Origin of the sequence: Spiroplasma endosymbiont of Sarcophaga variegata, from assembly GCF_965178695.1 — a bacterium.
In the GTDB taxonomy this organism is placed as follows: domain Bacteria; phylum Bacillota_I; class Bacilli_A; order Mycoplasmatales; family Mycoplasmataceae; genus Spiroplasma; species Spiroplasma poulsonii.
Genome location: NZ_CBCXVU010000002.1, coordinates 154986 through 168968 on the forward strand (window position 1 = coordinate 154986; position 13983 = coordinate 168968).

A 13983-nucleotide genomic window follows, 5' to 3' on the forward strand; every position below is an offset into this window, starting at 1 on the left:
TCTAACTCCTTTTATTTCATTGCTATTATTATCGCACATTTTTTGCTAATAAAACATTAAAACAACGATCACAAATATCATTATTTTCCGCATTTAAATGTTCGTAAATCATTCAACAACGCTGACATTTAAAGCCATCTTTTTCTTGCGCTGTAATATAACTTGTTTCATATTCAGTTAAATTATTATGCTTAGGGGTAAAAATAATTTCACTAACAATAAAGATTTGATGTAAATCAGCAATTGTTGCTAATTTAGCATAAGCTGGTTTTAAGGCAATCGTTAATTGACATTCTAATGATTTTTTAATTTCTTTCCGTTCACGACGATATTCTAACTCTTTGTTGACATCATCACGTAATTTTAACACTTGTTCTCACTTTGCCACTAGTTCTAAACTAATTGGTTTACTAAAAACAAAATTTTCTTCAAAATGAACAGAACTTTGTTGGTGTGGATACTTAATGAACTTGTGACTTTCTTCAATTGTATGCGGAATAATTGGTTTTAACGCATCACTTAAAATACGATATAAATAATATAACGTTGTTTGGACTGCTCTTCGGCGCGATGAAGTCATTGCTTCAATATATAAAATATCTTTTGTAAAATCTAAATAAAACTTCGATAATGTTGTTGTCACAAAGTTATTGATTAACATATAAACATTATTAAAGTTAAATTCTTCATAGTTGCGATTAACTTTTTGCTGAAATTCACGCGCTAAGTGTAAAACATATCAATCAACTTCTGCTAAATCATCACGAAGATCAGTTGCGGGGTTAAAATCAGTTAAATTAGCTAATAAAAAGCGCAACGTATTACGGATTTTTCGATATGCTTCCGCCACTTGTTTTAAAATATCTGGCCCAATTTTAACATCATCACGATAATCAACTGCAGCTACTCACATTCGTAAAATATCAGCGCCATATTGAGCAGTAATTGCTAACGGCGAAATAACATTTCCTAATGATTTACTCATCTTACGACCTTTTTCATCATTCGCAAACCCATGTGATAAAACAATTTGATATGGCGCATGTCCGGTTGCAACAACAGAATTAATTAAAGAAGAATTAAATCATCCGCGAAATTGGTCAATCCCTTCTAAATAAACACTGACAGGATGTGGTAATTGGTGTGCTTTTGTCACGGCTAAATTACTAACTCCACTATCAAACCACACATCCATAATATCTTGTTCTTTGCGTCATTGTCGCTTTTGATAAGCTGGTGGTAACAATTGATCAGCAGTTCATTCAAACCAAATATCTGTTGTTTTTGCTTGTTGAAATAATTTAATAACATGGTCAATCAATTCTGAATTAAATTGTGGGACATTATTTTCATCATAAAAAGCAATAATTGGCACCCCTCATAACCGTTGTCGTGAAATACATCAATCTTGGCGATTTTCAATCATTGTTTCCATTCGTTTTGCTGCTCACGACGGATTTCATTGTACCTTTTTAATTTCAGCTAACAGTGCTGGTTTCATTTTTTCAATTGATACAAACCATTGGGCAGTGGCACGATAAATAACTGGTTTTTTTGTTCGTCAATCAATTGGATGTTTATGCTTAATAAATTTTAATTTTAGTAAAGCCCCCTCTTGTTCTAACCGTTGACCAATCATTTTATTAGCATTTTCATAAAAAACACCCGTTAATGTTTCATCATTGACTTCTTTCGTATATTTTCCCTCATCATCTAATGGGGCAAAAATTGGAATATTATTGGCACGAGCAATGTGATAATCATCTTCACCAAATCCCGAGGCAGTATGAACAATCCCTGTTCCAGCTTCAGTTGTCACATGATGGCCAAGAAAAACGATACTATCACGATCATATAACGGATGTTTCGTCACAATTCCAACTAAGGCAGTTCCGCTAACTTCTTGTAAAATGTGAACCTCTTCTCATCCAATCGTTGTTTGAATCGCTTCTAATAATGCTTTAGCAACTAAATATTTTACCCCCTGCACTAATACTTCCACATAAACAATTTCTGCGCCAACAGCTAACAACTGGTTCATTGGAATTGTTCATGGTGTTGTTGTTCAAATAACAATTTTTGTTCCGGGACTAATTAGACTATTTCCCGTTGTAACATTAAAAGTAACATAAATTGAAGGCGCTGATAATTCTTCATATTCAATTTCAGCTTCTGCTAACGCTGATTCACTTGATGGTGATCAATAAATTGGCTTTAACTGACGATAAATTAATTGTTTTTGAACCATTGTTTGAAATAATCGTAATTGTTCTAATTCATATTCTAAATCTAAGGTCACGTAACGGTGGTTTGTGAAGTCACTAAATAACCCCAAACGACTAAATTGTTCAATTTGTTTATCAATTTGCTCTAAAGCATATTTTCGACAAATTTGTCGAAAAGCAACGGGCGGTGTTGTTTTACGATCAACCCCACTTTTAACAACGGCTGTTTCAATTGGCAAACCGTGCGTATCTCACCCACAAATTCACGGACTATAGTAACCCTTTTGGTTATAATACCGAACAATAAAATCTTTTAAAATTTTATTTAAGGCATGACCAACATGCAAGTCACCGTTAGCATACGGCGGACCATCATGGAGAATAAATGGTGGCTGATGAGCATTATGGTGATAACGCCCCCTCACAACATTATTACGTAATCATTCCAGTTGAATTTTTGGCTCTTTTTCAGTTAAATTTGCTTTCATCTCAAATAAAGTGTTTGGTGTTAATAAGGTATCTTTATAGTTCATCAAAATCATTCCTTTCTGTCATAAAAAAAGTAAGACTATAAGAGCGCTAATAACACGCGGTACCATCTTACTTTATAAATATCTTGGCAATATTTACCTTTTTTTACAATGTTTGTTTAGTTGTAAAAACAAGGGATAATTATTTGGGTTTTATAATTAGCTCTCATCTTCCTAACCTTGCTGCGATAAAAGGGCCAAATAATTGTGGTTTGTTTTCTTATAAATAAATCTTACACTATTTATCTAATTTTGTTAATAATTTCTTTCTTAATCATTTCCGTAATCCGTTCCCCATCATTAATTGAAAAAGCATAAATTCGTTTATTACGTTCTAAGAACTCATCAATTACTTTTAAGACATTTTGCGGATTATGGCGGTGATCATCAATTGCTTCTAATAATAAGGCAATTTCATCTTTAAACGCATATGAAAAATCAACTGCTTTCATAATAATTCGCCCAGCGTTATGACTAGCAACTTCAAAGGCTTCCCGCGATTTCTCAATGTTATAGCGCGAAATATGCTCTAAATGTTGTAATTCTTGCAACCGTTGGACTAATTGGCGATTATCATATGTTAACTTTTCAATAATTTCATTTTGTTCACGAATAACTGTTCGTAAGTCTCTATCTTGTTCTGCCATAACTTTCCCTACCTTTTATGCAAATTTTGCAATTGTAATTCGATAATGTTGATTTTTGCTCGGAATAATTTCATTAATTTTAAAACGACCATACCGCCTTATTGATATTATAATATCACAAGCAACTTGAAAAGTCTTATTATTTACCACCGAAAAATTAACATAAACATTATCTGCTTCAACATAAGCTTGCCCTTTTTGGCGGGACAAATTACAAATCGCACTAACAATTGCATCTAACCGTAAACTTTTAACTGTTTTAGTAAAAATCGTAAACTGGTGGTCAAGGACAACGGGTGATGGTACTTAGTGTCATATTAGAACATGCTTTTGAATTACCAGTGGTGTATTAGTAAACACTGGTCCAATTTTTGCTAAAACACTTAAAGATATCATAGTCGCAGTAACATATAAATCACCAATTACACGCAAATCTAACTGTAACTGGTTTAAAATGAACCCCGGCACAAGATGATGTTGTAAAATAGTGGGAGTTGGTTGCGGGGTTGTCAGAATAATCGTATTATCCTGGGTACTATTAAAAGTAACCGTCTTCCGAAAGCCATTCACAAATGATTCGTGAATGCTATAATCAGTGATTTTTTCTTGGCGAAGGATTGCCGTTAAAATTGCTAATTGGCGTAAATCAAGAAAACCGGTTGCAACAATTTTTCCTTGGCGTGCTTGGGCACACCAACCCTTAATTTTATTAATTAAATCATAATCTTGCTGGTAATGTTGTAATAATTGAGTTTTATTAAGCATCTTTTCTAATCATAAATTGATAAGTCTTATGTTCTAACTTTTGAACATCCCCATCAAACGCATACATTACCCCGGTCATAAAATCTAACAACCGAATTCGCTCTTCTTTTGATAACTTTTCCAAATGAACAACTAACTGTCCTTTGCTTAATAATAAATCAGCCATTTTCGGAGCATCATTATAACTATCTGCAACAAAACCAGTGCTTATCGTTGAACTAGTTTCATCACTAGTTGCAACGTTCGGCGCTGGTTCTGACGCATCAAAAGTAACCTTTTGAAAAGGAACGGTTGGTGCTTGTGGGGTGTTATCTTCTTTGCGATCGGTTTGGACAATTGGTTCAACAGCAGCAGTGTCATTAAAATCAATTCGTGGTTGAGAATCGTAAATACTTTTAGGTTTTTTCTTAAAAATGCTCATTATTATCAACTACGACGAACAAATGGTGGTAAATCATCATCGTCATCATCATTATCAGCTGATCGATTATTCTCATTGACATGTTCTTTTCACGCATTGATTCGACGGCTGGCATTTGCTGTTTCGCGGCCAGCATTTTCTTGTAAATTATTAAAATAACTTGGGCACTTACGGACAACATCTTGGTCTTCTGGATCCTCATCAGCATTTTCAGGTGGCGCTGTTTTTGATGAAGGTTCTTCATATTCTTCCGCTGAAGCACAATAATTATTATCGGGGTTTAAAAAATTTTCATCTTCATCAAACCCTGTGGCAATAACTGTCACAATCATTTCATCATCTAGATGTTCATTAACAGCAGTTCCAAAGATAATATTAATTTCACCACCAATTGCCTGTTTAACAATGTCAACAGCATCATTAGCGTCATTTAAGGTTAATGTGTTTCCACCAGTAACATTAATAATGGCATCTTTTGCCCCACGAATTGATGCTTCTAATAATGGTGAAATAATCGCCTTATTAGCCGCTTCAATTGCTTTGTCTTTTCCAGAACCAATTCCAATTCCAAACAAAGCATTACCTTTACTTTTCATTACCGTTTTAATATCAGCAAAGTCTAAGTTAATTAATGATGGTACCGCAATTAAGTCGGTAATTGTTTGTACTCCCTGACGTAAAATGTTATCCGCCTCTTTGAAGGAATCCTTTAATGGCACGCCCCCAATAACTTCTAATAAGCGGTCATTTGAAATAATAATTAATGAATCAACATATTTACGTAATTCATCGGTTCCTTGAATCGCATAACTGTTCCGAGCACGTCCTTCAAAAGAAAATGGAGTCGTAATAATTCCAACTGTTAATGCACCTTGTTCTTTTGCAATTTTCGCAATAATTGGGGCAGCCCCAGTTCCAGTTCCGCCACCCATTCCAGCAGCAACAAAAACCATATCAGCGCCTTTTAACGCTTCTTTAATTTCTTCTGCTGATTCAATTGCTGCTTGACGGCCAACATCAGGATTAGCACCTGCTCCAAGCCCTTTTGATGTTTCTTTCCCTAATACAATTTTATTTTTTGATTTTGAAACACTAATAATTTGGGCATCAGTATTTGCAACAATAAATTCAACCCCTTGGACACCAGCTTCAATCATTCTATTAACAGCATTATTACCAGCTCCACCAATGCCAATGACCTTTATTGACGCAACTTGTTCATAATTATCAAAATTGTCCATAACCTTAACTCCTCCATTTTTATATATATATTGTACTATTTATTTGATATTTTGGTAATATTTTTGATGATATTGTTGTGAACTATTAAAATGTTGTTGATTAAGATTCACGACCCCTTGTGGTGTTCCACCAGAACCACCTGGTTGACCATTCTCATTCGGTGGTAACATTCGCTGTTTTTTATCAAGATTATTATTTAGATAACGAATATAGCGATGATCAACTGATTGAACATTTGTTGCGCTAACTTTGTTTGCTAAATGTTGATAGTAGATATTCCCTAAGAGACCGGTCGTTCATGGTTCTTTTGCCCCTAATGTTGGCGCCGTATAAACTGAAATATTACGGTCTTTATTTAAAGCCAATAAGGTTTCTTTAAACCCACTAATTCGTAAAATTTCACCAATAACAACAATTGGATAATGATAGCGCCCTAAGCTATGTGCCAATTTTTCATTTAATGTTTCCATTTCTTCACTTAAAACATGGTTAACAATTCGTTTTAAATCATAATGGGTCAAATTTAATTGTTTTTGTTGTTGATGATCATATTTACTATAAATAATTAAATTATCTTTACTATTATTATTTAAATTAATAATTTTATATAAATACTTTAGTGCTTGCTTATTATCACAGTTTAAGATATGACGTAACCGATTAATAATTTTTTTAACTCCACCCGGAATAATAATTTGGTTAGATAAAGTTTCACGAACAAAGACGTAAGCTTTAATACTGTCATGATCTCAATCAATAATTGTAATCCCATTCTGCAAATCAACTGGTGATGCAAGATTTCACGCAAGACTAAACCCTTCTGGAAGAATACCCATAATTTCTATTTTGGCATATTTTAAAGTAGCAAAAATACTTTGAATAATTTGTTTTTTTGTTACATAAACAATTGCCTTAATACTTACTTTATGCGCCGCCTGCCCGATTGGTGGCGATGATAATGCTTTTTGTTCATTAAGAATGTAACGATATGGTCTAATAAAGAATGCTGTTTCATCATCTAATAATGGTACTTCTTTTGCTAACGTAATTAATGAATCAATATCATTCTTAGTAACCAAACGGTCATGCGTTAAATTTAGCATTTTGGTTGAAGTTTTAATTGTCATATTATTAGCCAGAACTGTAATTGCCACCCGTTCAATTTCAAGTCCCAATTGGCGATTAGCATCTTTAATTAAATTCGCTAATTCTTTTGCAACATTTTTTTCATCAATAATGACTCCATTATCACAAAAACGATATTCAAGATGTCTTTTATAGAGCACTTTAATTTGTGATTCACTATAAACACCAACCATAAAACTAAAACTATAATTTTTAATTTCTAACACAGCATAAACTTCTTTTAATTTATAGTCCATTTCGCTCACCTCCCTTTAATATTTTTTAAGTTGAATATTATTTCACCCGTTCTAATATTCGTAACTTTGCACTAGTACTACGAGGATTAAGTATTTGTTCATCCACCGCTGGGACAATTGCTTTTTTGGTAATAATCCGGTAATTACTTTCAAAATGCGATGCCGTTGGTAATTGTTGATTAATTTCATAGTTTGGATCTTGTGTTAACGTTTGAAAATACTTTTTAACAATGCGATCTTCTAACGAATGAAACGAAATAACAACTAACCGTCCTTTAACAGCTAGAATTTTTGCTGCTTGTTCTAACGATGCTTGTAAAACCGCTAATTCTTGATTTACTTCAATCCGTAGCGCTTGAAAAATGCGTTTTGCGGGATGCTTTGCTTTCTTAAGAACTTTTTGCGGTAAACTTTTTTTAATAATTGTTACTAATTCGAATGTTGTTGCAATTGGTTGTTCAGCACGAGCAATCCCAATATTTTTGGCAATAACTTTTGCAAATGGTTCTTCCCCATACTCTTGAAAAACCTTTGCTAAAGCAGCAATAGAATAAGTGTTGATAACTGTTTTAGCTGTTAATATTTGTTGCTGATTCATCCGCATATCTAACATGCTATCATAGCGATAACTAAAGCCCCGTTTGTCATCATCTAATTGGGGGGATGAAACGCCAAGGTCATATAAAATGCCATTAACCGTTTTAATTTGGCGTAATTGTAACTCAGCCGCTAAATTAACAAAGTTATTTTTAATAATTTCATAGTTATCATAATTACTTTGTTGTAAAACCTGCTGAGAAGCAACAATTGCTTCTTCATCTTGTTCAAAACAATATAACTTTCCAGTGGCTAAATGTTTTAAAATTTCAAGACTATGACCAGCTCGTCCTAAGGTACAATCAACATAAATCCCATTGGGAATGATGTTCAACCCCCTCATTGCTTCTTGCAATAAAACACTTTGATGTTTAAATTCCATCGCTTAAATTTTTTCCTCAAAGTTTTTCGCCGCTTCTTCCATTCCTGGTGCTTGGTCAATATAAGTTTCTCAAACTTGCGGATCTCATAATTCAATGTGATCGTTATTTCCAATAATCACAACATCTTTAGTAATACTTACTTTATTTTGTAAAATGGACAAGATTTTAATTCGTCCAGCATTATCGAAAGTAGTTTCATCCGACATTGACATGATTTTCCGTGTTAATGCCCGCCCTTCGGGTGTGGCTTGACCTGTTGAAGCAACTTTTTCCGTTCACTTCAGTCATTCTGCTTCATTACGAACATCAATACAACCATCAAAACCAAGAGATATAAAGACTTTTTCATCTTTAAATTGCTCTCGCATTTTAGAAGGAATTGTTAATCTTCCTTTATCATCTAAAGTATGGTTGTAAGTTCCTAATAACGCCATTTTATCCCATTCTCCCCCACTTTCCTACATATTATATGATAATATTTCCCACTTTGCAACACTTTTAGTAATTTTTTTACAAAAAACAGTAATTTTTAACAATTAAAACTTTCCGGTTTTTAACCAAGATTAATTGATGCTCCCACTTTTCCCTTTGGTTTAACCAAAACAAAAAAAAGAATCTTTAACAAGATTCTCAGGTTAATGAAATATTAGATTAATCAACTCTAACAACTTCTTTATTCTTATAATATCCACATTCACGACAAACTCTGTGTGGCTTAATTGTTGCCCCACAATTTTTACATACTATTAAAGTTGCCCCAACTAATTTAAAATGGGTACGGCGTTTTCTTTTTGCCTGTTTGGATGTTTTGCGAAATGGTACTGCCATTATTTCCCCTCCTTTGTTGTTTTAACCAATTTCTCGTGTAATTGTTCTCATCGTGAATCCACTTGAGTGGCCTGATATGCTGCAAATTCATCTTCTGAAAAAACTTACCAAGTTGAATCACCACTAATTATTTTATCACTATTTTTTGATAAATTAATAGGAATATTCTTTAATTTTGTCGAAAACTCTTGATGAAATAAAAAAAATCATCAATATGACAATTTGAAAACTAATTTTGTGTAAGATTATGATTTTGCTTTAAATTTTTTAAACGTTAAAATATAATACCGTTGATTGTTGGTTTGGTGTTAAACCTTTGTGTTGGTATTTTCATTTTCAGAGCTTTAAATAATTTTGAATATTAGTGAAACCCAAACCATGATAATGAATTAAGGCTTCTTTAAGACTGGATTGTAATTTACTAATCTTATTTAACTTTTGATAACTAGTATCAGGGTTTGTACTAGTTTTGGTGGAATATAGAGTAGAATTTGTTTGTTTTGCTACTAATAAATATAGTGGTTGCATATCAGAAATAATTATTGATTTTTCTTTAATTAGTTGCTTATTCATATTTTCAATAATCCATTGTTTTTGTAATCTTTTGGTATTGGTGGATTGAACAAAAATATTATTATTGCTATCAACCGCCATTTGAATACAGCATTTGGTATCAGTTGAAAATGGATCGAGATGAGTTTTTCGTTTATCAAATTTATCTTTAAAATTGCCTTTATGAATTTCTTTAATAAATGTTTCATCCATTTGGATTTGACCATTTAATTTTTTAAATTTTAACTGTGTATTTTCTAATTGTTTTGATTGCATTAATTTTTGTCGATTATATCAAGCGGTTTTTGGGGTTGTTTTAATAAAACGAGAAATTATTTTACTAGATTGTCCTAACAATGAAATTTGAATTAATAAATTTCACTGTTCATAATTTAAATGACTTCAATAAGTAAAATGATGACGAAATGCATCAAAACTAGCACGACATTTTTTACATAAATATTTTTGTTTTCCTTCGGAATTATGACCATTTTTAACACAATGAAAAGATTTGCAATTAGGACATATAATGCCTTTATCTCTAAATTTTTGATCAATTTCATTTAAACGTTTTTGTTTTTTAATTAAGTCTGCTTGTTGTTTTATTTTTTCATAAAATTCTAAAAATTGATCATCTGTTAAGCTATTTATTAATTCTGTAATTATTTTTTTCATCATTTATTTACCTCTATATATTAAAAATATACCTAATTTTATGTATATTTTATAAATATCAAGAGTTTTCGACAAAATTAAAGGGAATATTCTTTAATTTTGTCGAAAACTCTTGATGAAATAAAAAAAATCATCAATATGACAATTTGAAAACTAATTTTGTGTAAGATTATGATTTTGCTTTAAATTTTTTAAACGTTAAAATATAATACCGTTGATTGTTGGTTTGGTGTTAAACCTTTGTGTTGGTATTTTCATTTTCAGAGCTTTAAATAATTTTGAATATTAGTGAAACCCAAACCATGATAATGAATTAAGGCTTCTTTAAGACTGGATTGTAATTTACTAATCTTATTTAACTTTTGATAACTAGTATCAGGGTTTGTACTAGTTTTGGTGGAATATAGAGTAGAATTTGTTTGTTTTGCTACTAATAAATATAGTGGTTGCATATCAGAAATAATTATTGATTTTTCTTTAATTAGTTGCTTATTCATATTTTCAATAATCCATTGTTTTTGTAATCTTTTGGTATTGGTGGATTGAACAAAAATATTATTATTGCTATCAACCGCCATTTGAATACAGCATTTGGTATCAGTTGAAAATGGATCGAGATGAGTTTTTCGTTTATCAAATTTATCTTTAAAATTGCCTTTATGAATTTCTTTAATAAATGTTTCATCCATTTGGATTTGACCATTTAATTTTTTAAATTTTAACTGTGTATTTTCTAATTGTTTTGATTGCATTAATTTTTGTCGATTATATCAAGCGGTTTTTGGGGTTGTTTTAATAAAACGAGAAATTATTTTACTAGATTGTCCTAACAATGAAATTTGAATTAATAAATTTCACTGTTCATAATTTAAATGACTTCAATAAGTAAAATGATGACGAAATGCATCAAAACTAGCACGACATTTTTTACATAAATATTTTTGTTTTCCTTCGGAATTATGACCATTTTTAACACAATGAAAAGATTTGCAATTAGGACATATAATGCCTTTATCTCTAAATTTTTGATCAATTTCATTTAAACGTTTTTGTTTTTTAATTAAGTCTGCTTGTTGTTTTATTTTTTCATAAAATTCTAAAAATTGATCATCTGTTAAGCTATTTATTAATTCTGTAATTATTTTTTTCATCATTTATTTACCTCTATATATTAAAAATATACCTAATTTTAGGTATATTTTATAAATATCAAGAGTTTTCGACAAAATTAAAGGGAATATTCTTTAATTTTGTCGAAAACTCTTGATGAAATAAAAAAAATCATCAATATGACAATTTGAAAACTAATTTTGTGTAAGATTATGATTTTGCTTTAAATTTTTTAAACGTTAAAATATAATACCGTTGATTGTTGGTTTGGTGTTAAACCTTTGTGTTGGTATTTTCATTTTCAGAGCTTTAAATAATTTTGAATATTAGTGAAACCCAAACCATGATAATGAATTAAGGCTTCTTTAAGACTGGATTGTAATTTACTAATCTTATTTAACTTTTGATAACTAGTATCAGGGTTTGTACTAGTTTTGGTGGAATATAGAGTAGAATTTGTTTGTTTTGCTACTAATAAATATAGTGGTTGCATATCAGAAATAATTATTGATTTTTCTTTAATTAGTTGCTTATTCATATTTTCAATAATCCATTGTTTTTGTAATCTTTTGGTATTGGTGGATTGAACAAAAATATTATTATTGCTATCAACTGCCATTTGAATACAGCATTTGGTATCAGTTGAAAATGGATCGAGATGAGTTTTTCGTTTATCAAATTTATCTTTAAAATTGCCTTTATGAATTTCTTTAATAAATGTTTCATCCATTTGGATTTGACCATTTAATTTTTTAAATTTTAACTGTGTATTTTCTAATTGTTTTGATTGCATTAATTTTTGTCGATTATATCAAGCGGTTTTTGGGGTTGTTTTAATAAAACGAGAAATTATTTTACTAGATTGTCCTAACAATGAAATTTGAATTAATAAATTTCACTGTTCATAATTTAAATGACTTCAATAAGTAAAATGATGACGAAATGCATCAAAACTAGCACGACATTTTTTACATAAATATTTTTGTTTTCCTTCGGAATTATGACCATTTTTAACACAATGAAAAGATTTGCAATTAGGACATATAATGCCTTTATCTCTAAATTTTTGATCAATTTCATTTAAACGTTTTTGTTTTTTAATTAAGTCTGCTTGTTGTTTTATTTTTTCATAAAATTCTAAAAATTGATCATCTGTTAAGCTATTTATTAATTCTGTAATTATTTTTTTCATCATTTATTTACCTCTATATATTAAAAATATACCTAATTTTAGGTATATTTTATAAATATCAAGAGTTTTCGACAAAATTAAAGGGAATATTCATAATTATTTCATCTCACGCATATTTTATTATATCAAAGTTTTGTTCATTTAAATAATTAATATCACTTTTTTTAAAAAATTTAAAACTATATTCATCGTTTCATTTTAAATTAATTGGGACCTTAAAATGTTCTAAAGTTCGGGCGTCTTCAACAACGATTTCGCCTTGAATTGTTGCAACAACATTAACTGCATTCAAACTTGCATGATAAGTAAGAACCCCGGTAATAAAAACATCATTTAGCGCTTTAATATTTGGTGAATAAGCTAATAATTAATCAGTAATAATTAGAGCTGTTTCAATGGTAATTATTGGTTGTTTGATCAAATCTGCTTCTGTATAAATCATTATTTTCCCCCATTTACTATTAATTTTAACAGATTTTTCCCTACAATTAATTTGATGAATAAAATTTTTTTGGAAAATTATTGTTATAATATAATTATACATTTATGTTTAAAGCGCAAATGTGTAAAAATGAGGAGCCGCCATGAAAATAATAACATGTGACAAAGAAAAACAATTAACTGAATTACAAATTCAATTAATTGAAAAGTTAAATAATGACATTCAGAGTGTTCTAGAATTAACTATCAATGAATTAGCTGACAGTCTTTTTATTAATACATCAACATTAAGTCGATTAATTAAAAAATTAGGTTTTGAAAATTATAGTAAATTCAAAGTCTGAGTTGCTGGAAAATATAATAATATTAAGGAATTTGATATCCAAGAAGATGACACAACCTTACATAATGTTATTGATAATATTTATAAGTTACATACCTATGCTTTGGATGAAACTTATCGCAATTTAAAAATAAACCAGTTAGAACAAATTATTGATACGATTCATAATAGTAACCGTATTGTTATTTGAGGAATTAGTCGTCATTCCTTAATTTGTGATAACTTAAATCTCCACTTAAATGTTTTAAAATATAATTCAACTTATTTATCAAACTATTATGCAACAATTCAAATCATTGAAACACTTGGTTCAGGAGATCTCCTAATCTTAGTTTCTAAAAGTTTACAAGATGCTGAATATCATTTTCTAATTGAAATTGCAACAAAACGTAATGTTCAAATTATTTTATTAACAATTAACAAAGAATATAAAGGTCCCCCTAATGTTCAAAAATTAACTTTAGAAAATACAGAAATTTTAAATTTCTATGTTGATAATCATCGTTATGTTTCACGTTTAATGTTAATTAATATAATATTTGGGATGCTAATTGCCAAATACCATCCAACTCATAATGAAGAATACCAAGATTATTACTTGGCAATTGATGAATGACATGAATATGTTAAAAAAATGAAATAGAGCAATC

Annotated in this window: 15 protein-coding genes; 1 reads left to right on the forward strand and 14 read right to left on the reverse strand. The window is 30.2% G+C overall.

Features of this window, described 5'->3' with window-relative positions; all coding sequences use genetic code 4:
- Positions 1-28: 28 nt before the first annotated feature.
- The 14 genes from ileS to ACOBME_RS02420 all read right to left on the reverse strand — a co-directional run bounded on the left by ileS (position 29) and on the right by ACOBME_RS02420 (position 12841).
- Entirely contained in the window at positions 29-2758 is a 2730-nt protein-coding gene (gene ileS / locus ACOBME_RS02355) for an isoleucine--tRNA ligase (protein ID WP_338966557.1), read from the reverse strand.
- A 239-nt stretch (positions 2759-2997) separates the two neighbouring features.
- Entirely contained in the window at positions 2998-3402 is a 405-nt protein-coding gene (locus ACOBME_RS02360; protein ID WP_338963656.1) for a hypothetical protein, read from the reverse strand.
- Positions 3403-3417: 15 nt separating this feature from the next.
- Positions 3418-3612, reverse strand: a complete 195-nt coding sequence (locus ACOBME_RS02365) for a hypothetical protein (RefSeq protein ID WP_419334092.1) — start codon at positions 3610-3612, stop codon at positions 3418-3420.
- Positions 3613-3708: 96 nt separating this feature from the next.
- Complete coding sequence (locus ACOBME_RS02370) at positions 3709-4167, reverse strand: hypothetical protein (RefSeq protein WP_338963658.1); 459 nt, start codon at positions 4165-4167, stop codon at positions 3709-3711.
- The gene (locus ACOBME_RS02375; RefSeq protein ID WP_338963659.1) at positions 4160-4588 is read right to left on the reverse strand and encodes a cell division protein SepF; all 429 of its coding nucleotides are present in this window, start codon (positions 4586-4588) and stop codon (positions 4160-4162) included. The genes ACOBME_RS02370 and ACOBME_RS02375 overlap by 8 nt, the downstream gene beginning before the upstream one ends.
- A 2-nt stretch (positions 4589-4590) precedes the next feature.
- Positions 4591-5829 carry a cell division protein FtsZ gene (gene ftsZ, locus ACOBME_RS02380; protein ID WP_419334095.1) on the reverse strand — a complete coding sequence of 413 codons (1239 nt, stop codon included), beginning with the start codon at positions 5827-5829 and terminating at the stop codon, positions 4591-4593.
- 39 nt (positions 5830-5868) lie between these two features.
- Positions 5869-7212: a cell division protein FtsA gene (locus tag ACOBME_RS02385; protein WP_338963661.1), complete on the reverse strand. Its 1344-nt coding sequence runs from the start codon at positions 7210-7212 to the stop codon at positions 5869-5871.
- Positions 7213-7249: 37 nt separating this feature from the next.
- The gene (gene rsmH, locus ACOBME_RS02390) at positions 7250-8191 is read right to left on the reverse strand and encodes a 16S rRNA (cytosine(1402)-N(4))-methyltransferase RsmH (protein WP_338963662.1); all 942 of its coding nucleotides are present in this window, start codon (positions 8189-8191) and stop codon (positions 7250-7252) included.
- 3 nt (positions 8192-8194) lie between these two features.
- Positions 8195-8626: a division/cell wall cluster transcriptional repressor MraZ gene (gene mraZ / locus ACOBME_RS02395; protein WP_338963663.1), complete on the reverse strand. Its 432-nt coding sequence runs from the start codon at positions 8624-8626 to the stop codon at positions 8195-8197.
- 217 nt (positions 8627-8843) lie between these two features.
- Positions 8844-9020, reverse strand: a complete 177-nt coding sequence (rpmF, locus tag ACOBME_RS02400) for a 50S ribosomal protein L32 (RefSeq protein ID WP_338963664.1) — start codon at positions 9018-9020, stop codon at positions 8844-8846.
- A 267-nt stretch (positions 9021-9287) separates the two neighbouring features.
- Entirely contained in the window at positions 9288-10250 is a 963-nt protein-coding gene (locus ACOBME_RS02405; protein WP_338963247.1) for an IS1/IS1595 family N-terminal zinc-binding domain-containing protein, read from the reverse strand.
- A gap of 188 nt (positions 10251-10438) precedes the next feature.
- The gene (locus tag ACOBME_RS02410; protein WP_338963247.1) at positions 10439-11401 is read right to left on the reverse strand and encodes an IS1/IS1595 family N-terminal zinc-binding domain-containing protein; all 963 of its coding nucleotides are present in this window, start codon (positions 11399-11401) and stop codon (positions 10439-10441) included.
- A gap of 188 nt (positions 11402-11589) precedes the next feature.
- Positions 11590-12552: an IS1/IS1595 family N-terminal zinc-binding domain-containing protein gene (locus ACOBME_RS02415; protein WP_338963247.1), complete on the reverse strand. Its 963-nt coding sequence runs from the start codon at positions 12550-12552 to the stop codon at positions 11590-11592.
- A 46-nt stretch (positions 12553-12598) separates the two neighbouring features.
- A complete protein-coding gene (locus tag ACOBME_RS02420) occupies positions 12599-12841 on the reverse strand; it encodes a DUF177 domain-containing protein (protein WP_338963665.1) in 243 nt (80 codons plus the stop codon).
- A gap of 292 nt (positions 12842-13133) precedes the next feature.
- On the opposite strand from ACOBME_RS02420, the gene ACOBME_RS02425 reads away from it, so the two are divergent.
- The gene (locus ACOBME_RS02425) at positions 13134-13976 is read left to right on the forward strand and encodes a MurR/RpiR family transcriptional regulator (RefSeq protein WP_419334101.1); all 843 of its coding nucleotides are present in this window, start codon (positions 13134-13136) and stop codon (positions 13974-13976) included.
- The last annotated feature ends 7 nt before the right edge of the window (positions 13977-13983 follow it).